Genomic DNA, 22,599 nt, shown 5'->3' with positions numbered 1-22,599 from the left:
GTCCTGGGCCTGGCACTGGCCGGTTTCGGGGTGGCCCCGCTGTTCTGTCTCGAACCGGTGTGGGTGGCCGCGGCGGCCGCCACGGTGCTCGCCGCGCGGGCACTCGCCCGGCGCCGCGTGCGGGTGACCGTACTGGTGGCCGAGGCGAACCTGCTGCTGTGCCTGTTCGTCTTCGGGCTCGCGATCGTGGTGGAAGCGATTTCGCGCCACCTGCTCGGCGCCCCGCTGCGGGCACTGCTGCCCGAGGGCACCGGTCTGGCCTCGTTGCTGCTGACCGCGGTGCTCGCCGCCGTGCTGGCCAACCTGGTCAACAACCTGCCCGCGACCCTGCTGCTGCTGTCGGTGCTGGGCCCGCACCCGGCGGCGGGCACCGTGCTCGCCGTGCTACTGGGCGTGAACCTCGGCCCGAACGCGACCTACCTCGGCTCGCTGGCGACCCTGCTGTGGCGGCGCGTCCTGGCCGGGGTCGGCGCCACCCCGCGCTGGCGCGAGTTCCACCGCCTCGGGCTCTACACGGTGCCACTGACCCTGTTCGCCTCGGTGGTCGCACTCTGGGCGAGCCTCGCGGTGCTGCCCGGGCCGTGAGGCGAGCGTCCGGAGCCAGTGGCCCGCGGCAGGCTAGGCCAGGTGGCAGACGTCGTTGGCGAGACGGACGGAGGCGTTGCCGTCCGGATAGAACTCGACGATCGACAGCGAGGCCAGGTCAAGGTGGAGCCGGAACAGCACGGAGGGACCGGCGTCCAGTGCCAGCCGCAGCAGCGACTTGATCGGCGTCACATGGCTGACCACGACGATGGTGCGGCCCGCGTAGGTCTCGACCAGCTCGTCGCGCAGGCGCGCCACCCGCTGCTCGACCCGGGCGAAGCTCTCCCCGCCCGGCGCGGCCACGGTGAGGTCCCGGATCCACCTCGCATGCAGTTCGGGATCACGCTGCGAGGCCTCGGCGAAGGTCAGCCCCTCCCACTCGCCGAAATCGGTCTCCACCAGCAGCGGGTGGGTCTCGACACGGCCGCCGACGGCGTCGGCGACGGCCTGCGCCGTCTGCTTCGCCCGGCTCAGCGGCGAGGACAGGATCGGGGCCGGTTCCCCGTCGACCACCACGCCCGCCATCCCCGCCAGGCGCTTGGCGACGGCCGCCGCCTGCTGACGGCCGAGCTCGGTGAGCAGCACGTCCCGGCGGCCCGAATAGCGCCGGTCGACGGACAGTTCGGTCTGGCCGTGGCGGACCAGCAGCATCCGGGTCGGCCTGCCCTGGGCCCCGGTCCACTTGGCGGGCGAACTGGTGCGCGGGGCGGGCGAAGGCGGCGTGACCGGCGGTGCGGCGGCGGACCTGGCCACCGTCTTGCCCGCCTGGGTGTCCATGGCCTCGTTCGCGAGCCGGTCCGCGTGCGCGTTCCGGGCACGCGGAATCCACTCGAAGCGGACCCGGTCGAACCGCGAGGCCAGGTTCCGGGCCTTGAGGGCGAGGGGCTGCAGTGCGGCGTGCTTGATCTTCCACCGGCCGGACATCTGCTCGACCACAAGCTTGGAGTCCATCCGGACGTCCACCGTGGTCGCGCCGAGTTCGGCGGCCGCGGTCAGCCCCGCGATCAGCGCGGTGTACTCGGCCACGTTGTTCGTCGTGACGCCGAGCCCTTCCTGGCGTTCGGCGAGGACCTCGCCGGTCGCGGCGTCCTTGACCACGGCGCCGTAGCCCGCCGGCCCCGGGTTGCCCCGCGAACCGCCGTCGGCTTCGACGATCACGTTCACAGGCCGGACTCCAGGGTGCGCACCAGGATCGCGCCGCAGTTCTCGCACTGGATGACCTCGTCCGGCGCCGCGGACTTGATCTCCGAGATCGCGGCGCGGTCCAGGTCGAGCTGGCAGGCCCCGCAGCGGCGGGACTTGAGGAGAGCCGCGCCGATGCTCTTGTGCGCCCGCACCCGCTCGTACAGGTTCAGGAGGTTTTCGGGGAACCGGGGCAGCAGCTTCGCCCGGTCCTCGTCGCGGCGGGCCTGGACGGTGTCGAGGTCCTTGATGTTCTCGTCGCGGCGGTGCTGCGCGTCGGCGAGCGCCTGCTGGGCCTGGTCCACCTCGGCCCCGGTGCGCTGTGCGTCCATCTCCAGCGCCTCGCGGCGCTCCATCAGTTCGAGCAGGTCGTCCTCGAGCGCGGCCTGCCGCCGCGCCAGGGTCTCCAGCTCGTGCTGGACGTCGGTCATCTGCTTGGCCGACACCGAGCCGGACTCGAGCAGCTTGCGGTCGCGGTCCTCGCGGGCGCGCACGGACTCGATCTCCTTCTCCTGCCGCGCGACCTCGCGGTCGAGGTCGGAGACGGAGGTCTGGGTCGCGACGAGCGCGTCGCGGCGGTTGCGGAGGGTCTTCTCCGCCTGCTCGATCTCGGCGAGCTCGGGCAGCGTGCGGCGGCGGTGCTCTACCCGGGACAGCTCGGCGTCCACCTTGGCGAGCTCGAGCAGCTGGCGCTGAACGGACGGGTCTGCCTTCACTGGATGTGCTCCCTCGGAACGGGGTCGGGTTGCGCACCGCCTCCGGCCCGGACGAGCCACGGATCGGTGCGGCGGGTGGACACGTGAATGTCGACGGTACCCGCAACGGCGTGTGACAGGACCGCCGAGGCTTGCGCGCACCAGGGCCATTCGCTGGCCCAGTGCGTGACCCCGACCAGCGCGGGCCCGCCCGCCTCCAGATGCTCACCGGCCGGGTGGTGGCGCAGGTCCGCGGTCAGGAAGGCGTCGACCCCGGCCTCGGCGGCCTTGGCCAGGTAGCCGTCGCCCGCCCCGCCCGACACCGCGACCGTCCTGATCGGACGGTCCGGGTCGCCGGCGCCGAGCACACCCGGCTCGGTCCGGGGCAGGGCGGCCGCGACGCGCTCGACGAAGGCGGAAAAGGGCTCGGGTTCGGGCAGTTCCCCGATCCGCCCGATCCCGGTCACCCCGTCCGGATTGGGGTCGAGCGGCCGCAGGGAGCGCAGGCCGAGTGCGGTGGCGAGCGCGTCCGAGACGCCGGGGCTGGCCGCGTCGGCGTTGGTGTGGGCGCAGTACAGGGCGATACCGGCGCGGATCAGCCGGTGCACCAGCCGTCCCTTGGGGGTGGTCGCGGGCACGCCGTGCACCCCGCGGAGCAGCAGCGGATGGTGCGCCACGATCAGCTGCGCACCGCGCTCGATCGCCTCGTCCACGGTGGCGGTGACCGGGTCGACGCACACCAGCACCCGGTCCACCCGCTCGGCCGGGTCGCCGCAGACCAGGCCGACCGCGTCCCAGCTTTCGGCGAGTGCGGGCGGGTAGGCGGCCTCCAGTGCGGCGATGTATTCGGCGAGCGCGGGCATACCCGGATCTTCGCACCCGCACCCGTCAGTACCGGGGTTGGGCACACTGGGCGGCGTGACCGAACTCCGTCTGCATCTCTGCTTCGTCTGTTCCGGCAACATCTGCCGCTCCCCGATGGCGGCGCTGGTGTTCGCCGAGCACCTGCGCCGGGAACGCCTGGACGGTCTCGTCCGGGTGACCAGCGCGGGCACCGGGCCGTGGCACGTCGGTGAGCCCGCCGACCCGAGGGCCCGCCAGACCCTCCTCGGCCACGGCTACCCCGTCGCGCACGTCGCCTCACAGGTCGACGCCGGTCATCTGGAGGCCGACCTGCTGCTCGCCGCCGACGCCGGTCATCTGCGCACCCTGCGGCAGAAGGTGACCGATCCGGCACGGGTGCGCCTGTTGCGTGAGTTCGACCCCACCGCCGCGCCCGGCGCCGAGGTGCCGGACCCCTACTACGGCGGTGACGAGGGTTTCGACGAGGTCATCGCGATGATCGAGCGAACGGTACCGGGCCTGCTCGATTGGGTGCGGCAGGAGCTGGGCACACTGCAGGGGTGATCAGCGACTTCCGTTCCGCCCGCCGGGACCGGCGGTGAACGCCCGCGAGGCGGTCGAGGCCCTGCTCGATGGCCGGGTGACCGGGGTCCGCCGCGGTGGCGGGTCGATCTGCCTGGTCACGCTGCACGGCGGCGAGGTGGTGGTCGCCAAACGCGGCGTGGGCAAGGGCGCTACCGAGGCCGAGGCCGCCGGTCTGCGCTGGCTCGGCGAGTACGGCGACGTGCCGGTGCCCGCCGTGCTCGGGCAGGACGACGAGTGGCTCGTGCTGCAGTACGTCCCGCCTGCCTCCCCCGCTCCGGCGGCCGCCGAGGCCTTCGGCCGCGGCCTGGCCCGGCTGCACCTGCGCGGCGCCGAGGCGTTCGGCAGTCCCCCGCCCGGCGGGCCGGTGGACGCGTGGATGGGCGTGGCGCCCATGCGCAACGAACCGCACCCGGACTGGCCGGCCTTCTTCGCGCAGGAGCGGATCGAGCCGTACGTCCGCCTCTGCACGGACCAGCGGCTGCTGACCTCGGACGAGGTCAAGGTGTTCGACACCGTGTGTGAGCGCCTGCCCGCGCTCGCCGGGCCTGCCGAGCCGCCCGCCCGGGTGCACGGCGACGCCTGGAGCGGGAACGTGCACTGGTCGCACGACGGGGTGTGGCTGATCGACCCGGCGGCGCACGGCGCGCACCGGGAGAGCGACCTGGCGATGCTGCTGCTGTTCCGCACCTCGCTGGTCGATCACATCCTCGGCGCCTATGCGGAATCGGCCACAGATGCCGGTGCCCCGCTCGACGGCGGCTGGCGGGACCGAATCCCGCTGCACCAGCTGTTTCCGCTGCTCATGCACGCGGCGGTGTTCGGCGGCGGCTACGCGCGGCAGGCGCTGTCGGCGGCCCGGGCCGCTCTCCGCTGAACGCACGGGGCTACCGTGGAAGCCGTGCGGTGGAAGTTCTTGTTACGGCCGAGCTGGCTGGCGACGGTGGCCGGTGTGCTGTTGTTCGCCTTCGCCTGCTTCTGGCTGCTTTCCCCCTGGCAGTTCAGCCGCAACAGCGAGCGCGAGACGCAGAACAACGCCATCGAGGCCTCGCTCACCGCACAGCCGAAGCCGGTGAACACCGTGCTGGCCCCCGGCGCCGAACCCGACGCGCACACCGAGTGGAGCCGCGTCACCATCACCGGGAGCTACCTGCCCGAACACGAAGTGGTGGCCCGGCTGCGGACCGTGCAGGGGGAGGCCGCGTTCGAGGTCCTCACCCCGTTCCGGGCGGAGGACGGGCAGATCCTGCTGATCGACCGCGGGTACGTCCGGCCGGCCGACAAGGGCGCCGTGTCTCCGTACGCCGCGCCGCCCGCGGGCCCCGTGCAGCTCATCGCCCGGATCCGGGCGGACGAAAACGACCCCAAGGGCCGCGACGCCTTCCCCGACCCGGCCAGCGGGAAACTGCAGAGCTACGACGTGGATTCCCGCGTGGTGGCCCGCTCCAGCGGCCTGCCCATCCGGCCCGGCTACTTCCAGCTCGACCAGGACCAGCCGGGCGTGCTCACCGCGCTGCCGCTGCCCCAGCTCGACTCCGGGCCGTTCTTCTCGTACGCGCTGCAGTGGATCGCGTTCGGGGTGATGGCGCTGGGCGCGCTGACCTACTTCACGATGCGGGAGCTCAAGCCGGGCGGGGTGCTGGCCGAGATGGGTGACCGTGCGAAGGCGAAGAAGGCGCGGCGCCGCAAGTCCGTCGCCGAGATGCTCGCCGAAGACGACGACGAAAACACGCCCGCCGGTTCCCCGCGCAACCACACCGCCTCGCACTGAGCTGCGCCGAGCAACTGCCGTGAGGGGTCCCCTCACCGGAAAGAACACCAGGGTCCCGGCCAGTGGGACACGGGCGGAGCCGGTCAGCGGCGGCGCAGGCCGGTCAGTACGGCGAGGACGGCGGCACCGGCCGCGGCGAGCCAGCCCACCACGCGAGACAGTTCCACCGCGCGGGTGACGTGCCCGGCGTCCGGATTGCGCCCGTCGCCGAGTACGGGCAGATCGGCCACCCCGTGCCGGTACACGGTCCGCCCGCCCAGCCGGATCTCCAGCGCCCCCGCGAAGGCGGCCTCCGCCCGGCCCGCGTTCGGGCCGGGATGCGCCGGGCTGTCCCGGCGCCAGGCCCGCCAGGATCCCTTCGCGGAGCCGCCGACCACCGGGGCCGCCACCACGGTGAGCGCGGCCGCGACGCGGGTGGGCACGAGGTGGATCAGTTCGTCGAGCCGCGCCACCAGCCAGGTGAGCGGGCCCCGCTGCCCGGCGGCCGGGCGCAGGAGCGAAAGCACGCGGGCAGCCAACAGGCCCGGCATACCCGCCAGCGCGCCCCAGACCAGCGGGGCGACCATGTCGTCCGCGGTGCGCTGGGCGACGGTCTCGACCGAAGCGCGCGACAGCCCGATGACGTCGAGTTTGCCGGTCCGGCGCGGGTCGAGTCCGCCGAGCGTCTCGCGGGCCTCGTCGAGCCGTCCTTCTTCGAGGTCCCTGGCGAGCGACGCGCCGTTCGCGGCGAGCCCGGCGCCACCGAGGACCGCCCAGGTCGCGGTGGCGGTGCCCAGAGCCTGGAGCACCGGGCCACGGCGTCCGGCCCGCTCGGCCAGCACCCCGGCGACGACCAGACCTGCCGCCAGACCGGTCACGCAGGCCGGCCCGGCCCCGCTCCGCCGCGCCGAGGCGGCGAGGCGCGCCACCGGCCGTCTCCGGCCCGGAGAACCGATCACTCCGTCGGCGGCTGCCCCCAGCAGCAGCCCGACGGCCCGCGCCGCAGTCACTTGCGTCCCCCCAGATAAGCCCAGTAAGCAAAGCTCGACGATCTGCCGGGGAAGGTTAGAGGTCGAGCGGACCGGGGCCCGAGGGTGGGGCCGGTTTCCCCGGCCTTCCCCTCAGCCGAACTGCCGGGCCACCTCGTCGCGGGCCTGTTCCATGATCGCCCGCATGGCCCGCTCGGCCCGGTCGGCGTCGCCGCCGTCGATGGCCTCGGCCACTTCGATGTGGAGCGCGACGGCTTCGGGCTGGGGTTCGGGCGGCATCAGGCCGTGTTCGGTGCGGCCGGTGAGCACCTCGGCGACGATCCCGGACAGCTGGCGGAACATCGGGTTGCCGGAGGCCTCGAGCACCACGGTGTGGAAGTCGATGTCGTGGCCGAGGAAGGTGGCCAGGTCGCGCGCCTTCGCTGTGGTCCGCAGACGGCTGCCGAGCGCGCGCAGGCGGCCCCGCTCCTCGGGGGTGGCACGCAGGGCGGCGAACCGGGCGGCGCTGGGCTCGATCGCCCAGCGCAGTTCCATCAGCATGCGCAGGGCGCGCTCGCGGTTGCCGCTGTCGAGTTGCCAGCGGATCAGGCGCGGGTCGTAGTGGTTCCACTCCTCGGGTGCACGGACGGTGACGCCGACGCGGCGTTTGCTGGTGGTCAGGCACATGACCTCGAGCGCGCGGACCACTTCGCGGGCGACGGTCCTGGAGGCGCCGTAGTCCTGTTGCAGCTGTTCGAGGCGCAGGACGGTGCCCGGCGCGATCGTCCCGGACGCGATCGCGGTACCGAGCTCGTCGAGCATCCGTCCGTGCAGGTCTCCTGACACAGTGTGAAGTTATACCCCGGCCACAATTAAGTACTATCTTTCTCGCTCAAAAGTAGTACTTTCATGGCACCGAGCTCGAGACAGCGAAGTCGGAGGAACAGATGACCGTCGTCGTCGTGATGGGAGTCGCCGGTTCCGGCAAGACCACCATCGGCCTGGCCCTCGCGGCCGGGCTGGGTGTGGAATACGCCGAAGCCGACTCCTTCCACCCGCCGGCGAACATCGCGAAGATGTCCTCCGGCCACCCGCTGACCGACGAGGACCGGTGGCCATGGCTGCGCGCCATCGCCGCCTGGATCGCCGAGCACCAGGAAACCGGCGGGGTCGTCTCCTCCTCCGCACTGAAACGGAAGTACCGGGACGTGCTGCGCCGCGGCGGGGACGTGTGGTTCCTCCACCTCGACGGCCCCAGGGACCTGCTCGCCGAACGCATGAGGAACCGGTCCGGCCACTTCATGCCGCCGTCGCTGCTGGACTCCCAGCTCGCCGATCTCGAGCCGCTGCAACCCGACGAGCGCGGTGCCGTCGCCGACATCGCCGACCCGCCCGAGTACATCGTGCGCGCCGCGCTGAACACGCTGGCAAAGGAGCCGAAGTGAGCACCCTCGCCGCCGCCTGGACCGGGCACGATTCCCGGTTGATCGGTGCGACCCTGATCGCGATCGCGGTGATCGTGATCCTGATCGGCAAGGTCAGACTGCACGCCTTCCTGGCGCTGATCCTCGGTTCCGGTGTCCTGGGCCTGCTGGCCGGGATGCCGGTGGACAAGCTGCTGAAGAGCTTCACCAGCGGCGTCGGCTCCACCGTCGCCTCGGTGGGCGTGCTGATCGCGCTCGGCGCGATGCTGGGCAAGCTGCTCGCCGACTCCGGCGGTGCGGAACAGATCGTCGACACGATCCTTTCGCGCACCGGGAAGCGCGCGCTGCCCTGGTCGATGGCGCTGGTGGCCGCGCTGATCGGGCTGCCGATGTTCTTCGAGATCGGCCTGGTGCTGCTGATCCCGATCGTGCTGCTGGTCGTCAAGCGCACCGGGAAACCGCTGATGCTGATCGGAATCCCCGCACTGGCCGGGCTTTCCGTGCTGCACGGCCTGGTGCCACCGCACCCCGGCCCGCTGGCCGCGGCCGGTGCGCTGGGCGCCAACATCGGCATCGTGCTCGCGTTCGGCCTGCTCGTCGCGATCCCGACGGTGATCGTCGCCGGCCCCCTGTTCGGCAGGCTGGCCGCCCGCTGGCTGCCGGACGTGGCGGCGCCGGAAAGGCTGGTTCCCGAGCAGAACGAGCAGGCCGGGGCACGGCGCCCGAGCTTCGCGGCCACGCTGGCCACGGTGCTGCTGCCGGTCGTGCTGATGCTCGCCAAGGCGATCGCCGACATCACCTCGGGCAGCGCGAACCAGACCCGCAGAGTGCTCGACTTCATCGGCGACCCGCTGGTGGCGCTGCTGCTGGCCGTCCTGGTGGGCATGGTGACGCTCGGCCGGGCCGCCGGTTTCGACCGGACGAGGCTGGCGTCCACGGCGAACGCCTCACTCGGCCCGATCGCCGGGATCCTGCTCATCGTCGGGGCGGGCGGCGGTTTCAAGCAGACCCTGGTCGACGCCGGCGTGGGCAACGTGATCACCCAGCTCGCCACCGGCGCCGCCATCCCCGCGCTGCTGCTGGGCTGGCTGGTCGCGGTGGCGATCCGGCTGGCCACCGGCTCCGCGACGGTCGCCACGGTGTCGGCGGCGGGCATCGTGGCCCCGCTCGCCGCGACGCTGGATCCCACGCACGACGCCCTGCTGGTGCTGGCGATCGGCGCGGGCTCCCTGTTCTTCTCGCACGTCAACGACGCGGGGTTCTGGCTGGTCAAGGAATACTTCGGCCTGTCGGTGGGGCAGACCATCAAGAGCTGGTCGCTGATGGAGACGGTGATCTCCGTGGTCGCGATCGCGCTGATCCTGCCACTAGGCGCGCTGTTGTAGCTCCGCTTCGAGGGTGGTGCGCACCCTCAGCAGCAGGTCGCGGCGCTCGCGCAGTTCCCGGCGGAAGCCGGGGTTGTCGGTCGCCGCGATCTCGGCGGACAGGTCGCCGAGGTGCGCGACGAGCAGCTCACGCAGCGCCCGCGCCTCGTTCTCACTCAGCTGAAGGTTCATCTCGTCTCCCCGCGAAGTGTCGGTAAGTCCACCTTCGCGGGGAAAGCGGCCCGCTTCGACGGCCTTAGGTCCCCCATACCAGGGTCCTTGTGCCGTCCGTCCCCCCGAGCTGCGGCTTGCCGTGAGGGGCCCCCTCACGGGAAAGCAGGCAGGGCCCCGGCAAGAGTCCGGCGCCTTGAGGGGCACCGGCCCAGACGGAGCGTGGGACTCAAGCGCCCGAGGGTGGGACTCAAGCGCCTGAGCGTGGGACACAGGCGCCTGAGCGTGGGACTCGCCCGGAGGAAGGGCGTGACGCCGGGCGAGTCGAAAGGACTTGCGACGGGGCTCAGACGCCGGAGTCGGCGTAGGCCCAGGCTTCCAGCATGACGCGGGCGATCGAGGCGTTGCCCGGCAGGATCATGGTGGACGCGCCGTCCGCGATCGGCACCGGCTCGCCGCCGCTTTCGAACGCGGCCCGCACCTCGCCGCGGGACACCCACAGCGCCTCTTCGATCTCACCCTCGGCCGGGCGCAGCGGGAGCGACGCGTCGGCACGGGCGGCGAAGCCCAGCATGATCGAGCGCGGGAACGGCCACGGCTGGCTGCCGAGATAGCGCACATCCCACACCTCGGTGCCTGCCTCCTCGCGGATCTCCCGCGTCACGCAGTTTTCCAGCGACTCCCCCGCCTCGACGAAACCGGCCAGCACCGAGTACCGGCCCTTGGGCCAGATCGGCTGCCGCGCCAGCAGCACCTGCTCGCCGTTGACCCCGGCGTCGTCGTGCACGAGGCAGATGATGGCCGGGTCGGTGCGGGGGTACTCCTCACGCCCGCACTGCTCGCAGCGGGTGGCCCAGCCGAACTGGATCCGCGTGGTGCCGCCGCCGCAGCGGGTGCAGAACCGCGCCTGGCGGTGCCAGTGACGCAGCGCCTGCGCCGTGGTGAACAGGCCGGCGGAGGTGTCGTCGAGCCGATCGCCGTGGGACCGCAGGTCCACCCACAGCTCGTCGCCGATCTTCGGGATCTCCTCGATCAATCCCCAGCTGCCCTTCAGCCGCACCAGTTCGGGTTCGCCCTCGGGAGCGCCGGGCAGGGACCAGTAGTCCACTCCCTGCCATTCACCGAGGAACACCGCGTCCTCGGGGGGAACGTCACCGAAGGAGAGGGCCTTGCGGGTGGCCACGGAGACCTCCCCGTCCCGCACCGGGGTCCGGGAACGGTCGTCGAGCAGCACGACCTGCGCCTGCGGCCAGCGGCTCAACAACCGGTCGGGGTTGGTGCGCAGGGTTTCCTGACGGTCCACAGTGGATCGGGCAAGGGTGGGCAGTGCGCCCAGCCGGAACGGAGCGGTCATGACGCGGCCGGCTCTCCCACCGTGAACCCGCCCAGCGCGGACAGCTGCGGCGCGAGGCTCTCGGCGTCGCCGACGACCACACCGGTGAACCGCGCCGGGGCGAAGAAGTCGAACGCGGCCTGCGCGACCTCTTCCACCGTGACGGCGGCGAGCCGTTCCGGATGGGTGGCGAGCCACTCCACGCCGAGGCCGTTCGACGCGAGCGCGGCGAGCTGGGTGGCCAGCCCCGCCTGCGACGCGGTGGAGGTGAGCAGGGAGCCCACCGCGTACTGGCGCACCGAGCCGACCTCGTGGGCCGTCGGCGGGTCCACCGCGATCCTGCCCAGTTCGTACCGGGTCTCCAGGACCGCGGCGGCGGTCACGTCGTTGGCCGTGTCGGCGTCCACACCGACGGTCGCGCTCGGCCCGCTGAACTCGAAACCGGAATGCGCGCTGTAGGTGTAGCCCTTGTCCTCACGGATGTTTTCCACCAGCCGCGAGGAGAAGTACCCGCCGAAGGACAGGTTCGCCAGCTGCAGTGCGGGGTAGCGCGGGTCGGTCCTGGGCACCGCCTGGGCGACGAACCGGATCTGCGACTGCACCGCGCCCGGGCGCGGCACCAGCAGCATGTCCCCGCCGGACAGCATCGGCAGCGCGGGCATGATCCGGGCGTCCGACGGCGAGGACCAGTCCCGCAACGCGTTCTCGACCTCGCCCACCACCTGCTCGGGGTCGAAGTCGCCGACCAGGACCAGCACCGAACCGCGGGGCAGCACGGCGGCCGAGTGCAGGGCCCGCACCGCCTCCGGGCTCACCTGGGCCACGTCCTCGGCCTGCGGCATCTCGCGCGTGACCGGGTGGTCGCCGTAGCAGTGCCGGAGCAGGGCCTCACGGGCGATGACCCGGGGCTGGGTGCGGGACACCGCGAGCCGCTCCACCAGCCGGTCGGACTCCCTCGCCACCTCGTCGTCCACATAGGACGCCGAGGTGAGCGCGTCGGCCAGCACGTCCAGCAGCGTCGGCAGGCGGGCGGCCAGCGCGTTGCCGTTGACGGACAGCCGCTGCGGGTCCACCGAGGCGTTGAGATCCCCGCCGATCAGCGCCAGCTCCGTGTCGATCCCGACGCGATCGCGGTGGGCGGTGCCGGTGAGCAGGGTCTCGGCGAGGACCTCCGCGGTGGCCGAGTGTAGCGGCTCGGTGCCGCCGAAGGGAACGCGCAGCCGGATCTCCACCAGCGGTACGGTCGGCTTGCGCACCGCGAGCACGCGCAGCCCGTTGCCGAGAGTTGTGTCCACATGCGACAGATCGGCGGCCGCGCGCTGCGCGCCCAGCTCCGGCACCGGGCGCGGGCCCCGCTCGGTGCGGCCGATCTCCGCGGCGTCACGGTGGGTCGTCGAGGTCACTTGCCTGCCTCCATGCTGTTGGGCTCCACCAGCAGAACCGCGCGCGAATCGGGCCGCAGCGCCTTGGCCGCCGAGGCCACGTCCTCGGCGGTGACGGCGGCCATCCGGTCGGCGAGCCGGTAGATCAGGGACGGATCGCCGTAGAGCAGCTCGAACGCGCCGAGTCCGAGGGTCCGCGAGACCAGGCGGTCGTGGTCGGCGTGCAGGCCCGAGCTCCAGCGGGCGGTGACCTTCGCCAGCTCCCCCGCCTCCGGCGGGGTCGCGGCCAGCTTTTCGAGTTCCTCGTCGACCGCGGCGAGCACCCGCTCCGGCGACACCTCGGGCGAGTGGATCGCGGTGATCGAGAAGGTGTCCGGGTCGCGCGCTTCGAACGGGCCGAACAGCCCTGCCCCCGCGCCGATGTCGGTGACCAGGGGTTCCCGGTGCACCAGCCGCTGCTCCAGGCGCGAACCGTCACCTTCGGTGAGCACCCCGGCGAGCACCAGGTAGGCCAGGTACGCGTCGAGCTCGTGGATCGGGTCGGGCATGCGGTAGCCGATGGCGAGCGCGGGCAGCGGGGCGTGCGGATCGGTGTGGCTGCCCCGCACCTCGCCGACGGGCGGCGGCTCGGCGAAGGAGCGGCGCGGGGGCGCTGGCCGGTACGGCACGTCGCCGAAGTGCTTCTCGACGAGTTCGCGGGCCGCGTCCGGTTCGAAGTCGCCCGCGATGGTCAGCACCGCGTTGGCCGGGGAGTAGTAGGTGTCGAAGAAGGCCGCGCAGTCGTCGAGGCTCGCCTGCTCGAGGTCGGTGAAGTCGCCGTACCCGTTGTGCGCGTTGGGGAAGCTCTGGTACAGCACCGGCGGCAGCAGGATCCACGGGAACCCGCCGTAGGGCCGGTTGAGCACGTTGAGGCGGATCTCCTCCTTGACCACGTCGATCTGGTTGGCGAGGTTCTCCTGCGTCAGCTTCGGGGCGCGCATCCGGTCCGCTTCGAGGAACAGGGCGCGCTCGAGCGCCGCCGAGGGCAGCACCTCGTAGTAGTCGGTGTAATCCGGATGGGTGGAACCATTGAAGGTGCCTCCGCTGGACTGCACGAGCTTGAAGTGCGCGAGCTTCTCCAGGCTTTCGCTGCCCTGGAACATCAGGTGTTCGAAGAGGTGGGCGAAACCCGTGCGCCCCTCCGGCTCGGAGCGGAAGCCCACGTCGTAGTGCACGGAGACCCCGACGACGGGCGCGGTCGCGTCCTGCGCGAGCACCACACGTAAGCCGTTGTCCAGGGTGAAGCGGAGATTTTCGGGTGCGGCCATGACGCCACCTTACGGCCAACCGCGGGTGCCCGGTCGGCGGCGCGACGGACGGCGGGCGCGGCGCGGCGGTGCGGGAATCGGCGGGCGGTATCGAGCGGTACGGAGAAGGAAATCCGGCGGAAATCACCCGGACGGGCGAGCGGGGCCGTATGCTTCGTATGCTTCGTCCGCGCGCCGATTCGATCATCCACCGGCGTGCCCGAGCCCTGGGGGAGCAAGCCGGCGATGTCCCAGCCACCGTACGGTCCCTGGCCGTCCCACTGGCAGCCCTATCCGCCGCCGCCACCACCGGTGCGGAAATCCCATACCGGCCTGATCGTCGCCGCCTGCCTCGCCGGTGTGGTGCTGCTCGGGTTGAGCATCGTCGTCATCGCGGTGAAGGGCGGGCGCGACCGGCAGCCCGCCGCCTCCGCCGCCACCATGACGACCACGACCGCGTCGAGCACGACGAGCAGGCCGAGCCCGAGCAGCACGAGCCGGACCAGTTCGTCCAGCCGCACCACCACCAGCACCCCGACCTCGGAGTCCGGGCCGCACAAGATCCTCACGCTGGCCGATCACCCGCTGCTGGCCGATCAGAACGCGGGCCTGCGCAACGCCCCGTGCAGCGTGCCGGGCTGGCCGAGCAGCCCCGCCGCCGCGCAGACCTTCTTCACCGCGGCGGCGCAGTGCCTCAACGCGCGCTGGGGCGAACTGCTCAACGCGATGGACCTGCCGTTCCACCCACCGCAACTCGAATTCCCCAGCGGGGACAGCTTCACCAGTCCCTGCGGCACCATCGAGGTGAGCATCGCGATCGCCGCGTTCTACTGCAAGGACCACCTCTACGTGCCCTGGCGCGGCCTGCAGACCGACCTCTACGGCAACAAGCCCGGCGTCTACCTCGCGCTGTTCGCCCACGAGTACGGGCACCACGTCCAGGATCTCGTCGGTCTGATGGACGCCGCCTGGTCGGTGATCTACCAGAAGGGCGAGGACAGCCCGGCCGGGCTGGACATGTCACGCCGCAAGGAACTGCAGGCGCAGTGCTTCTCCGGGCTGTTCCTCGGTTCGACCGCGAACCGGGGCGGGTCGGTCACCCAGAACGTGTTCGACACCGCCTGGAACGACCAGGAAACCCGGGGCGACGACACCTCCGGCAGCCACGACCACGGCACCAACGCGCACTACGCCGCCTGGTGGCGCAAGGGGGCGCAGAGCGACCGGCTCGCGCAGTGCAACACCTTCGCCGCGGCGTCCTCCGACGTCAGTTAGGCGGGGCGAACGGGCCGTCCGCCGTGCTCGGGTCGGGCACCGGCTCCGGCACCGGGTGCGGCACGGGGTGCGGCACAGGGTGCGGCACAGGGTGCGGCACGGGGTGCGGCACCGGGTGCGGATGGGCCGGAGCCTGGGCCCAGACGGCGCCCTGCCACTGCGCTGCCGTCCGGTTCCGCCGCTCGGCCAGCACCGCCATCAGGTAGGCCCACGGCGGTGTCCCGGGCGGCAAAGGCGCGCCGATGCGCGCCGCGACCTCCTGCACCAGCCGGTGGCCCAGCGCGTCCCGCGCCTCCGGGCGCATCTCGCCGTACCGCGCCACGTACTGCCGCGCGGCGAGCGCGAGGTCATCGGTGAACCCCGACAGCTCCAACCCGGTGGCCCACGTGATCAGCGCCGGGGGCATCACGATCGAGGGTGGGAGCGCCACCGGCGCACGGTCCTGGACCACGACCGTGCCCGCCAGGTAGTCGCCGACCCGCTTGGACTTCGCCGAGAACAGCGACACCGTCACCGCCACGACGCTCCACAACCCGACCGGGCCGAAGTCGACGATCGCCCCGGCCAGGCCGCGCGCCAGCGCGTGGCGGAAGCGGAGGGGGCCGCCGTCGTCCCGCACGGCCCTCAGCCCGAAGGCCGCCTTGCCCGGGGTGCGGCCCTGGTTCAGCGACTCGAACAGCACCGGATAGCCGACCCGCACCAGCACCAGCAGGCTCAGCAGGATCGCCGCGGTCAGTGCCCTGTCGAGGTCGGCCACCGCGAGCGCGACCGCGCAGACGCCCAGCATCCCGGCCTGGATCGCGAGGTCGATCGCGAAGGCGAGGCCGCGGCTGGCCAGACGGGCGAGCCGCAGGTCGAGCACGACCGCGTCACCGGTCACCAGATCGGGTTGGACGCTCACCCGCCAACTGTAGTCTGGGCCGGACGCGGAGGTGCCCTGTGGACGTTGATCTTTTCGTCGCGACCCATCGCGCCGAATGGGACCGGCTGGCCGAACTGGTCCGGCGCGGCCGCACCCTGCGAGGCCCGGAGGCCGACGAGCTGATCACGCTGTACCAGCGGTGCGCCACCCACCTGTCGATGGTGCGCTCGGCCGCTCCCGACCCCGCCCTGCTGTCCCGGTTGTCGTCGCTGGTCGCCCAGGCCCGTTCGGCCGTCACCGGCACGCCGACCGCCGCCTGGCGTGAAGCGGGCCTGTTCTTCTCCCAGCGGTTCCCGGCCGCCGTGTACCGGAGCCGGTACTGGTGGCTCGGCACCGCGCTCGCGACCGTGCTGGTCAGCACCCTGCTCGGCGCCTGGGTGGCCACGGACGCGGGAGTGCGGAGTTCGATCGCCGCGCCCGACCAGATCCGCGAGCTGACCGCACCCGGCGGAGCTTTCGAGTCCTACTACTCGAGCAATCCGGCCGGTTCCTTCGCCGCACAGGTCTGGACCAACAACGCCTGGGTCGCCGCGACCTGCCTCTTCTTCGGGGTGCTGCTCGGCCTGCCGGTGTTCGTCGCGCTGTGGGCCAACGCCGCGAACGTGGGGGTCTCCGCCGGCCTGATGGCCGCGGCCGGCCGCCTCGACGTGTTCTTCGGCCTGATCACCCCGCACGGACTGCTGGAGCTGACCGCGGTGTTCGTCGCCGCGGGCACCGGGCTGCGCCTTGGCTGGACCGTGCTCAGCCCGGGGCCGCGCACCCGCGCCGTCGCACTGGCCCAGGAGGGCCGCACGGTGGCCGCGATGGCGCTCGGCCTGGCCTGCGTCCTGCTCGTGTCCGGCGTGATCGAGGCGTTCGTGACGCCGTCCCCGCTGCCCACCTGGGCGCGGATCGGCATCGGCGTGCTCGCCGAAGCGGCCTTTCTGACCTACGTCTTCGTGCTCGGCGGGCGGGCCGCACGTGCCGGGGTGACCGGCGACGTCGACCCCCGGCAGGGCGGCGGCGACGTCCGGCCCCAGACGGCCTGAACCGGCTCGCGACACGCCCCCGCCGCCGCGCCTTCGGGCGGTGGCGGACGGTGACGTCCTATAGTGGCGCGATGGGTAAGCGGCTGGCATTGACGTTGTCCGACGACACGTACGGCCAGGTCAAGGCCCTGGCGGCGGAAGCGGGCCTGTCCGTGCGCGCGTGGCTCGTCGCGGCGGTCGAACGCGAGGCGTTCCGGCAGCTGTGCGCGAAGGCGGACGAGTGGTGGCACGAGCACCCCGGAGAGGTCCAGGCGGCGACGGAGGGTTACCACCGTCGCCAGGAATGGCGCACCGAGATCCAACGTGCTTCCTCGGCCGCGTAGGGGTCAGCTCTGGGCCGTGGCGGGCCAGGCCCGGCGCCAGGTGCTGATCTACAGCGGTGACATGTTCAACGACCTCACCGGCGTGCCCTACGTGATCACCATGGAGGTGGTCGACACTCCGGACCCGCTGACCGTGACCACGATCGAGGGAAGGCACATCTCCTACACCCGTCTCGACCACACGCCGAAGGCCTCGCTGGTCGACTGCCTCGGCGAGGTCACCACCGGCGAGATCCAGACCCTGAACACCCGCCTGTTCATGGTCCTCACCACGTCCTGACCCGGGCCCCCGGCGGTGCGGGTTCAGAAGCCGCCGGTGGCCTTGAGGGTCAGGTAGCGGTCGGTCAGCGCCGGGGGCAGCTCCTCCGGCAGCGCGTCGACGACGTCGACCCCGCGGCGGGCCAGCACGGCCGCCACCTGCCGCCGCTCGGCCAGCGACCGCTCCGCGGCCGCGGCCCCGTACACGGCTTCCGCGCTGCCGCGGCCCCGCGCCATCTCCGCGACGGCCGGGTCGGCGACCGCGCCGACCAGTAGGCGATGCCGGGCGAGCAGACCGGGCAGCACGGGCAGCAGCCCCTCCTCGACGGCGGGCGCTTCCAGCCCGGTCAGCAGCACGACCAGAGACCGCTGGCGGGCCCGGCGCAGCACCTCGCCCGCCAGGCCGCGCGCGTCGGTCTCGACCAGGCTCGGTTCGAGCGGGGCGAGCGCGGTGGACAGGGCGGGCAGCAGCTCGGCACCCGTCGCGCCGCTCACCTTCGCCCGCAGACGGCGGTCGTAGGCGATCAGGTCCACACGGTCACCGGCGCGCGCCGCGACCGCCGCGAGCAGCAGGGCGGCCTCCATCGCCGCGTCCAGCCTCGGCGCGTCACCGACGCGGCCCGCCGAGGTCCGGCCGGTGTCGAGCACCAGCAGCAGGTGGCGGTCCCGCTCGGGACGCCAGGTCCGCACCATCACATCGCGGGCACGGGCCGTCGCCCGCCAGTCGATGGACCGCACGTCGTCACCGATCACGTACTCGCGCAGGGAGTCGAACTCGGTGCCCTCGCCGCGAACCAGCGCGGCCTGGCGCCCGTCGAGCCTGCGCAGCCGGTCCAGCCGGGCGGGCAGGTGCTTGCGGCTGTGGAACGGCGGCAGGACGCGCACCGCCCCGGGAACCCGGTGCGAAGCCTGCCGGGCCGCCAGGCCCAGCGGCCCCACCGACCGGACGGTGATCCGCGCCGCCTGCCGCTCGCCGCGCCGGACCGGCCGCAGCCTGGTCACCACGGTGTGCCGCTGCCCGGGCCCGAGCCGGATCGGGTGCCGTTCGTTCTCCGCGCCCGCACTCGGCGGCCAGGCGTCGCGCAGCACGCCCCGGACCGGACGGCGACCCGGATTGGTCACCGTGAGGGTCGCCTCGATCGGTTCGCCGAGCCGTGCGGCGACCCCTTTGCCGCGCTGGAAGACCAGGCCGCGAACCCCGCCGGCGAGCACGACGTCCAGCATGACGAGCAGGACGAGCGCGGTGAGCACCGTGAGCACGCCCGTCCATGACGGCAGCGCGAAGGCCACCACCAGGACGCCGAGGAGCGCCAGCACTCCGACGCGCGCGGTGATCGCCATCAGCGCGGCACAGTCACCGAAGCGAGCACCCGGTCGACCACGCCGTCCGCGGTCACCCCTTCGAGCTCGGCCTCGGGCCGCAGGCCGATCCGGTGCCGCAGGGCGGGCCTGGCCAGCGACTTCACGTCGTCGGGGGTGGCGTAGTCCCGGCCGGAGAGCCACGCCCAGGCGCGGGTCGCGGCCAGCAGGGCGGTGGCACCGCGCGGCGAAACGCCGAGGCGGACCGGGGGCAGCGACCGGGTCGCCCGGCACAGGTCGACGATGTAGCCGAGCACTTCGGGGCCGACGGTGACCGCGCCGACGGCGGCGCGGGCGGCGTCGAGCTGCGCGGGTCCGGCGACCGGGCGCACTCCGGCGGCAGTGAGGTCACGGGGATCGAAGCCCCCCGCGTGGCGGGTGAGGATGCCGATCTCGTCCTCCCGCGAGGGCGGGGTGATGGTGAGCTTGAGCAGGAACCGGTCCAGCTGCGCCTCCGGCAGCGGGTAGGTGCCTTCGTATTCGACCGGGTTCTGGGTGGCGATCACGATGAACGGGTCCGGCAGCGGGCGCGGGCGCCCGTCCACCGACACCTGCCGCTCCTCCATCGCCTCCAGCAGCGCGGACTGCGTTTTGGGCGGGGTGCGGTTGATCTCGTCGGCGAGCAGGAGATTGGTGAACACCGGCCCCTCGCGGAAGGAGAACTCGCTGGTGTTCGCGTCGTAGACGATCGATCCGGTCACATCGCCCGGCATCAGGTCCGGGGTGAACTGGAGGCGCCGGGTGCCAAGGTCGAGTGCCGTGGCCAGCGCGCGCACCAGCAGCGTCTTCGCCACCCCCGGCACTCCTTCGATGAGCACATGGCCGCGGCACAGCAGCGCGATGATCAGCCCGGTGACCGCGGCGTCGTTGCCGACCACCGCCTTGCCGACCTCGGCTCGCAGCGCGATCAGCGCGTCCCTGGCCGTCACGGCCGCGTCGGTGGTCAAGATCCCCGTACCTCTCTCTCCAGCCGGTCGAGCTCGTTCGCGAACCGCACGAGCGCCGCTTCGTCCTCCGGTGCCGGACCGTACAGCAGGGGGCCGGCGTCGCTGCCGCAGCGCGCCCTGATCGCGGCCGTCACCGACGCGGGTTCCGCGCCGGGGCCGAGCCCGAGCACCGGAAGCAGCCTGGCGAGCGCGGCCTGCCGCAGGATCTCCGCGGCATGCCCCGCCGAACGGGAGCGGCGGTACAGGCGAGCCCGCCCCTCCACGGTTTCCGCGGCGCGCACCGCCACGGGCAGCGGTTCGGTCACCACCGGGCCGAGCCTGCGGGCCCGCCACAACGCGAAGAGCACGGCCGCGACCACGACTTCGATCGCACCGAAAAGCCAGCTTCGGGGCAGGAGTTCGGTCAGCGGACGGCGGACGGCCCCGGCCGCGGCGTCGCCGGGCGACGGGACGTACCAGACGAGCGTCGGGTACCGGCCGAGGAGCCGCATGGTCAGCGCCGCGTCCCCCGCCTGGGCGAGCGAACCGTTGGTCAGCGGGGCCCCGGTACCGAGGACCGTGACCTCGCCGGGCAGTTGCACCAGCGAGCCTTCGTAACAGGACCGCAGCACACCGGGCCCCCGGTAGCGGAGGCCGCCGGTCACGGCGTCGCCCGCCGCCACGGCGGGCGCGAGGGTGCAGCCGGGCGACCGGAGGCCGACCTCGGTTTCCGCGATCACGGCCACTCCGGGCCACAGCGCGGTCAGGGCCTGCTGCTCCGGCCCGACGACCACGGTGGCCCCGGCCCGATCGCGCAGGGCCGCCAGCCTGCCGGGCTCGACCAGTGCGGGATCGGCGACCAGCAGGGTCGCGTCACCGTGGCTGGTCAGAGCCGTTTCCGCCGCACGGTAACCGTGCACGGCGACGAGGCGGACTCCTTGCCGCTCCAGCAGTTTCGCCAGCGCCTGGGCGCCGCCCCTCGCGGTGGAGGCCGGATCGAGCGCCCCGGAGGACCCACCGCTCGACGCGAGCACCACCACGGCGCAGCCGAAGACGAGCACCAGGGCGATGAACACCGGAACGCGGGCGGCCCGCCAAACGCGGCGGGCATCGGGAGACACCACGGTCACGCGGGAACCACCGGCCGTTCCTGCCGGACCCGCTCGTCGAGCAGGGCGAGGCGCCGGTAGTCCTCGGCGGCCGCGGACCGCCCGCCGTAGTGCACGGCGTCGAACAGGGCGGCCGAGGCCGTCAGCTCGTCCGCACGGTCCGGCAGCCGGGCCCCGGCGTCCTGGGCCACCTCGTCCGCGGTCCGGCCCGCCGAAGAATCCACCACTCCGCGCTCCTCCAGATCCCGCACGAGCGCACGGAAACGTTCCCGCACCGCCGCCCCGAAGTCACCGGCGGCGAAGGCGCGTTCGGCCGCTTCCCGGTACTGCCGGGCCGTGGTCGTGTGGTCCTCGAAGACCAGGCCGGGGACGCGGACCTCCCTGGCCACCCGGCCCAGCCGCAACCGGACCACCACCGCCACCAGCACCAGCACGGCCAGCAGCACCAGCAGGCCCAGCGGGCCGCCGGGCACCACCGTCGACGCGGTGTGGAAGAGGTCCGTGAGCCGGTCACCGAGCCAGCTCAGTGCCCGCTGGAAAAGCCCAGGACTATCGGATCCGTAGCCCGGTTTCGCGAGTTCGGCCTCGGCGGCACGGCGGGCGTCGTCGCGGTCGATGATGACCGGGACCTCGCCCAGCAGGCCGATGATCGTCGAGAGGCTCACTGCCCGGCCGCCGCGGCGCGGGTGAGCTGGATGTCCATTCCCTCCCGGCGCATCCGCTGGTCGATGTAGAGCAGGGCGCTCGCCCCCGCCGCGAACGGGGCGACGATGGTCGAGGAGACCGCCTGCCCCAGGTACTGCGCCAGCTCCGAATCGCGCCCGAGGCCGAGGCCGAACGGGACCTCGATGATGCCCGTGACCAGAATGGTGACGAGCCCGGTGAGCAGCAGGATGCCGAACACGCGCCACCAGCTGCCCTGCACGAGCAGGCGCGAGCGACCGAACGCGGTGCCGATCCCGCTCTGTTCCAGGACGAGCGCCGGCGCGGCCAGCGCGAACAGCACGTACAGCCAGACACCCGGGACGATGAAGAAGACCGTCGCCACCCCGACGATGAGCATGTACAGCACCGTCAGCCCGAGCAGCGGTAGCAGCCTGGGCTTGAGTTCGGCCAGCACCTCGCGCAGTTCGACGCGGCGGCCCAGCACCGCCTTGCCGACCACGATGGTCATGAACCCGGACAGGAAGGTCGAGGTCAGCAGCCCGACCACGAAGGTGATGCCGCCCGCGACAGCGGTCTGGCGCAGGGTCTCGGAGAACCAGGCCAACTGCTCCTGCTGGGTCGCCGCCGGGCCGAGCGGTTGGAGGGTCCTCACCCCGCCGAGCAGCGAGCGGGTCAGCGCGAAATCCGCGACCGCCCCGATCACCGCGACGAGTGCGGAGAAACCGAAGACCAGCCCCGGATGCCTGCGCATGGTGGCGAAGGCCCCGTCGAGAATCTCGCCCACACCCAGCGGCCGCAGCGGGATCACACCGGGCTGCGGGCTGACGGGGGGCGGCGGGAATGCGGGCCCTGGGTATCCGGGCTGGTCGGGTCCGTTCCAGCCGCCGGTGTCGCTCATCCGGTCACTCCAGTTCTGCTGTTCTTTCGCCGCCCACTCTCGCAGAGCCCGTCGCGGACGGCCATGCCCGGTATGCGAGTCGTTCCGAGTCGTGATCTGCGGCCCGTGGTTATGCTCACTGCCGATGACGAACACACCGCGCTCCGCCCCGGACACCCCGCGGTCCGGCCGACGGCACCGGCGTTCGAAGTCGAAGTCCGGCGCGGCCGCGACCCTCACCTTCAGCGTGCTCGCGTTGATCCTGGTCGGCGTGCTCGTGCTGGTCACGGC

25 protein-coding genes are annotated in these 22,599 nt (G+C 72.7%); 10 read left to right on the top strand and 15 right to left on the bottom strand.

All coding sequences use genetic code 11. From position 1 onward, the window contains the following. Positions 1-585, top strand: a 585-nt coding sequence (locus FNH05_RS09160) for an ArsB/NhaD family transporter (RefSeq protein ID WP_281287600.1), incomplete at its 5' end; no start/stop codon positions are given. A 33-nt stretch (positions 586-618) separates the two neighbouring features. Here the strand turns inward: FNH05_RS09160 and FNH05_RS09155 are convergent. From FNH05_RS09155 to FNH05_RS09145, 3 genes are read right to left on the bottom strand one after another with little or no spacing between them, the layout of a single operon-like run. Next, positions 619-1,743 carry a bifunctional RNase H/acid phosphatase gene (locus FNH05_RS09155; RefSeq protein ID WP_144586900.1) on the bottom strand — a complete coding sequence of 375 codons (1,125 nt, stop codon included), beginning with the start codon at positions 1,741-1,743 and terminating at the stop codon, positions 619-621. Between the two features lie 2 nt (positions 1,744-1,745). Further along, positions 1,746-2,483, bottom strand: a complete 738-nt coding sequence (locus tag FNH05_RS09150) for a zinc ribbon domain-containing protein (protein WP_144586896.1) — start codon at positions 2,481-2,483, stop codon at positions 1,746-1,748. Then, on the bottom strand, positions 2,480-3,325 hold the full coding sequence (locus FNH05_RS09145) for a Nif3-like dinuclear metal center hexameric protein (RefSeq protein WP_144586895.1): 846 nt from the start codon (positions 3,323-3,325) through the stop codon (positions 2,480-2,482). The genes FNH05_RS09150 and FNH05_RS09145 overlap by 4 nt, the downstream gene beginning before the upstream one ends. Before the next feature lie 55 nt (positions 3,326-3,380). Here FNH05_RS09145 and FNH05_RS09140 point away from each other — a divergent pair, with 55 nt between their 5' ends. The 3 genes from FNH05_RS09140 to FNH05_RS09130 are packed head-to-tail and all read left to right on the top strand — an operon-like array spanning position 3,381 to position 5,658. After that, positions 3,381-3,869, top strand: coding sequence for a low molecular weight protein-tyrosine-phosphatase (locus FNH05_RS09140; RefSeq protein ID WP_281287599.1), 489 nt, complete (start codon positions 3,381-3,383; stop codon positions 3,867-3,869). 34 nt (positions 3,870-3,903) lie between these two features. Further along, positions 3,904-4,764: a fructosamine kinase family protein gene (locus tag FNH05_RS09135; RefSeq protein ID WP_144586893.1), complete on the top strand. Its 861-nt coding sequence runs from the start codon at positions 3,904-3,906 to the stop codon at positions 4,762-4,764. 24 nt (positions 4,765-4,788) lie between these two features. After that, positions 4,789-5,658 (top strand): SURF1 family cytochrome oxidase biogenesis protein, encoded by an 870-nt coding sequence (locus FNH05_RS09130; RefSeq protein WP_144586892.1) that lies wholly within the window; start codon positions 4,789-4,791, stop codon positions 5,656-5,658. Between the two features lie 83 nt (positions 5,659-5,741). Here FNH05_RS09130 and FNH05_RS09125 read toward each other — a convergent pair whose 3' ends face one another. Together FNH05_RS09125 and FNH05_RS09120 are read right to left on the bottom strand one after the other, a co-directional pair. After that, positions 5,742-6,647, bottom strand: a complete 906-nt coding sequence (locus FNH05_RS09125) for a cobalamin biosynthesis protein CobD/CbiB (protein ID WP_144586891.1) — start codon at positions 6,645-6,647, stop codon at positions 5,742-5,744. A 111-nt stretch (positions 6,648-6,758) separates the two neighbouring features. Then, positions 6,759-7,427 (bottom strand): FadR/GntR family transcriptional regulator, encoded by a 669-nt coding sequence (locus FNH05_RS09120; protein WP_144586899.1) that lies wholly within the window; start codon positions 7,425-7,427, stop codon positions 6,759-6,761. A gap of 125 nt (positions 7,428-7,552) precedes the next feature. Between FNH05_RS09120 and FNH05_RS09115 the strand changes: the two genes are divergently transcribed. Beyond that, positions 7,553-8,050 (top strand): gluconokinase, encoded by a 498-nt coding sequence (locus FNH05_RS09115; RefSeq protein ID WP_144586890.1) that lies wholly within the window; start codon positions 7,553-7,555, stop codon positions 8,048-8,050. Then, positions 8,047-9,414 (top strand): GntT/GntP/DsdX family permease, encoded by a 1,368-nt coding sequence (locus tag FNH05_RS09110; protein WP_144586889.1) that lies wholly within the window; start codon positions 8,047-8,049, stop codon positions 9,412-9,414. Before FNH05_RS09115 ends, FNH05_RS09110 begins: the two co-directional genes overlap by 4 nt. Here the strand turns inward: FNH05_RS09110 and FNH05_RS09105 are convergent. The 4 genes from FNH05_RS09105 to FNH05_RS09090 form a co-directional block, all read right to left on the bottom strand. Continuing rightward, entirely contained in the window at positions 9,397-9,585 is a 189-nt protein-coding gene (locus FNH05_RS09105; protein ID WP_144586888.1) for a hypothetical protein, read from the bottom strand. The two genes, FNH05_RS09110 and FNH05_RS09105, sit on opposite strands and share 18 nt — an antisense overlap. Before the next feature lie 325 nt (positions 9,586-9,910). Further along, complete coding sequence (gene nudC / locus FNH05_RS09100; RefSeq protein WP_144586887.1) at positions 9,911-10,918, bottom strand: NAD(+) diphosphatase; 1,008 nt, start codon at positions 10,916-10,918, stop codon at positions 9,911-9,913. Beyond that, the gene (locus FNH05_RS09095; protein WP_144586886.1) at positions 10,915-12,300 is read right to left on the bottom strand and encodes a M16 family metallopeptidase; all 1,386 of its coding nucleotides are present in this window, start codon (positions 12,298-12,300) and stop codon (positions 10,915-10,917) included. The genes nudC and FNH05_RS09095 overlap by 4 nt, the downstream gene beginning before the upstream one ends. After that, on the bottom strand, positions 12,297-13,586 hold the full coding sequence (locus FNH05_RS09090; RefSeq protein WP_144586885.1) for a M16 family metallopeptidase: 1,290 nt from the start codon (positions 13,584-13,586) through the stop codon (positions 12,297-12,299). Before FNH05_RS09090 ends, FNH05_RS09095 begins: the two co-directional genes overlap by 4 nt. 225 nt (positions 13,587-13,811) lie before the next feature. Between FNH05_RS09090 and FNH05_RS09085 the strand changes: the two genes are divergently transcribed. Next, positions 13,812-14,840 (top strand): neutral zinc metallopeptidase, encoded by a 1,029-nt coding sequence (locus FNH05_RS09085; RefSeq protein WP_144586884.1) that lies wholly within the window; start codon positions 13,812-13,814, stop codon positions 14,838-14,840. Here FNH05_RS09085 and FNH05_RS09080 read toward each other — a convergent pair. Continuing rightward, on the bottom strand, positions 14,833-15,741 hold the full coding sequence (locus FNH05_RS09080; RefSeq protein ID WP_246127625.1) for an RDD family protein: 909 nt from the start codon (positions 15,739-15,741) through the stop codon (positions 14,833-14,835). The genes FNH05_RS09085 and FNH05_RS09080 overlap by 8 nt on opposite strands. A gap of 38 nt (positions 15,742-15,779) precedes the next feature. Between FNH05_RS09080 and FNH05_RS09075 the strand changes: the two genes are divergently transcribed. The 3 genes from FNH05_RS09075 to FNH05_RS09065 all read left to right on the top strand — a co-directional run bounded on the left by FNH05_RS09075 (position 15,780) and on the right by FNH05_RS09065 (position 17,393). Beyond that, entirely contained in the window at positions 15,780-16,790 is a 1,011-nt protein-coding gene (locus FNH05_RS09075) for a stage II sporulation protein M (protein WP_144586883.1), read from the top strand. A 71-nt stretch (positions 16,791-16,861) separates the two neighbouring features. Beyond that, positions 16,862-17,113: a hypothetical protein gene (locus FNH05_RS09070; RefSeq protein ID WP_144586882.1), complete on the top strand. Its 252-nt coding sequence runs from the start codon at positions 16,862-16,864 to the stop codon at positions 17,111-17,113. Positions 17,114-17,129: 16 nt separating this feature from the next. Next, positions 17,130-17,393: a hypothetical protein gene (locus tag FNH05_RS09065; protein WP_144586881.1), complete on the top strand. Its 264-nt coding sequence runs from the start codon at positions 17,130-17,132 to the stop codon at positions 17,391-17,393. A gap of 23 nt (positions 17,394-17,416) precedes the next feature. Here FNH05_RS09065 and FNH05_RS09060 read toward each other — a convergent pair whose 3' ends face one another. Genes FNH05_RS09060 through FNH05_RS09040 form a run of 5 tightly spaced genes read right to left on the bottom strand, consistent with a single transcriptional unit; the run spans position 17,417 to position 22,329 of the window. Beyond that, on the bottom strand, positions 17,417-18,712 hold the full coding sequence (locus tag FNH05_RS09060; protein ID WP_144586880.1) for a DUF58 domain-containing protein: 1,296 nt from the start codon (positions 18,710-18,712) through the stop codon (positions 17,417-17,419). Next, the gene (locus FNH05_RS09055) at positions 18,712-19,677 is read right to left on the bottom strand and encodes an AAA family ATPase (protein WP_144586879.1); all 966 of its coding nucleotides are present in this window, start codon (positions 19,675-19,677) and stop codon (positions 18,712-18,714) included. The genes FNH05_RS09060 and FNH05_RS09055 overlap by 1 nt, the downstream gene beginning before the upstream one ends. Then, on the bottom strand, positions 19,674-20,786 hold the full coding sequence (locus FNH05_RS09050; protein ID WP_144586878.1) for a DUF4350 domain-containing protein: 1,113 nt from the start codon (positions 20,784-20,786) through the stop codon (positions 19,674-19,676). The genes FNH05_RS09055 and FNH05_RS09050 overlap by 4 nt, the downstream gene beginning before the upstream one ends. Next, the gene (locus FNH05_RS09045; protein ID WP_246127624.1) at positions 20,783-21,430 is read right to left on the bottom strand and encodes a DUF4129 domain-containing protein; all 648 of its coding nucleotides are present in this window, start codon (positions 21,428-21,430) and stop codon (positions 20,783-20,785) included. Before FNH05_RS09045 ends, FNH05_RS09050 begins: the two co-directional genes overlap by 4 nt. Further along, a complete protein-coding gene (locus FNH05_RS09040; RefSeq protein WP_144586877.1) occupies positions 21,427-22,329 on the bottom strand; it encodes a DUF7847 domain-containing protein in 903 nt (300 codons plus the stop codon). The genes FNH05_RS09045 and FNH05_RS09040 overlap by 4 nt, the downstream gene beginning before the upstream one ends. Positions 22,330-22,599 lie beyond the last annotated feature (270 nt).

Source organism: Amycolatopsis rhizosphaerae (genome assembly GCF_007713715.1).
In the GTDB taxonomy this organism is placed as follows: Bacteria; Actinomycetota; Actinomycetes; order Mycobacteriales; family Pseudonocardiaceae; genus Amycolatopsis_E; species Amycolatopsis_E rhizosphaerae.
This window is presented reverse-complemented; position numbering and strand designations above follow the sequence as displayed.

Bases quoted from the DNA above. Each gene is read 5' to 3' on its own strand.
- FNH05_RS09145 (WP_144586895.1), bottom strand. From the start codon at position 3,325: ATGCCCGCGCTCGCCGAATACATCGCCGCACTGGAGGCCGCCTACCCG.
- FNH05_RS09120 (WP_144586899.1), bottom strand. From the start codon at position 7,427: ATGCTCGACGAGCTCGGTACCGCGATCGCGTCCGGGACGATCGCGCCG.
- FNH05_RS09115 (WP_144586890.1), top strand. From the start codon at position 7,553: ATGACCGTCGTCGTCGTGATGGGAGTCGCCGGTTCCGGCAAGACCACC.
- FNH05_RS09105 (WP_144586888.1), bottom strand. From the start codon at position 9,585: ATGAACCTTCAGCTGAGTGAGAACGAGGCGCGGGCGCTGCGTGAGCTG.
- nudC (WP_144586887.1), bottom strand. From the start codon at position 10,918: ATGACCGCTCCGTTCCGGCTGGGCGCACTGCCCACCCTTGCCCGATCC.
- FNH05_RS09090 (WP_144586885.1), bottom strand. From the start codon at position 13,586: ATGGCCGCACCCGAAAATCTCCGCTTCACCCTGGACAACGGCTTACGT.
- FNH05_RS09085 (WP_144586884.1), top strand. From the start codon at position 13,812: ATGTCCCAGCCACCGTACGGTCCCTGGCCGTCCCACTGGCAGCCCTAT.
- FNH05_RS09070 (WP_144586882.1), top strand. From the start codon at position 16,862: ATGGGTAAGCGGCTGGCATTGACGTTGTCCGACGACACGTACGGCCAG.
- FNH05_RS09060 (WP_144586880.1), bottom strand. From the start codon at position 18,712: ATGGCGATCACCGCGCGCGTCGGAGTGCTGGCGCTCCTCGGCGTCCTG.
- FNH05_RS09040 (WP_144586877.1), bottom strand. From the start codon at position 22,329: ATGAGCGACACCGGCGGCTGGAACGGACCCGACCAGCCCGGATACCCA.